Raw genomic sequence first — 892 nt, 5'->3', positions numbered from 1 at the left:
ATAGTTCCCTCTATATTCAATCCATTGTTAACTTACATTGATCAAAAAGGGCGAACATCATCATGCTCGCCCTTAGTCGGTTTATTTATAGTTGTTCAGCGAGCTGAGGCAATATCTCAAACAGATCGCCGACTAACCCATAATCCGCCACTTCGAAGATAGGGGAGTCCGGATCTTTGTTGATAGCGACAATCACTTTTGACTCTTTCATGCCGGCAAGGTGTTGGATTGCACCAGATATCCCGACGGCAATGTAAAGCTTAGGCGCGACGATTTTACCCGTTTGACCGACTTGTAAGTCGTTAGCGACAAAACCTGCATCCACAGCAGCGCGAGACGCGCCAATCGCTGCGCCGAGTTTGTCGGCGACTTTTTCGATAAGTTCGAAGTTCTCTTTGCTGCCCACGCCACGACCACCAGAAATCACGATTTCCGCAGCGGTCAGTTCAGGTCGTTCAGATACCGTTTTGTCGATAGCAACTAGCTCTACAACGGGAGATTGAGCCGAGGTTTGCTGATGTTCAATATCGACTTGGCTGTTGCAAGCAACAGGATCAAAAGCAGATGCGCGCACGGTGACCACACGTAAACTGTCATTTGAAATCACTTTAGCGAAAGCGTTGCCCGCATAAATTGGGCGTATAAACGTTTTGTCATCCACCACTTGAACGATGTCAGAGATTTGCCCAACACCACATTTAGCGGCGATACGTGGCGCAAGATCTTTGCCTTTGGATGATGAATTGGCCCAGATACCGTCAAAGCTGTCAGCAAGTCCCACAACAACTGGCGCGATATTTTCCGCGAATTGGTGCACCAGCGATTCGTCGTCAATGCACATTACTTTTGCAATACCATCGACACGGCTCGCTTGATGAGCGACTTCTTCACA

The 892-nt window shown here is 48.2% G+C and carries 1 protein-coding gene; it reads right to left on the bottom strand.

Annotated features, from left to right (window positions below):
- Positions 1–85: 85 nt before the first annotated feature.
- Positions 86–892 (bottom strand): electron transfer flavoprotein subunit alpha/FixB family protein (locus R7O13_RS25220; RefSeq protein WP_318304989.1); only part of this gene is annotated, 807 nt, incomplete at its 5' end.

Source organism: Vibrio sp. Y176, from assembly GCF_033438945.1.
The sequence above is the reverse complement of the archived record's forward strand: the minus strand, read 5'-3'. Positions and strand labels throughout refer to the sequence as shown.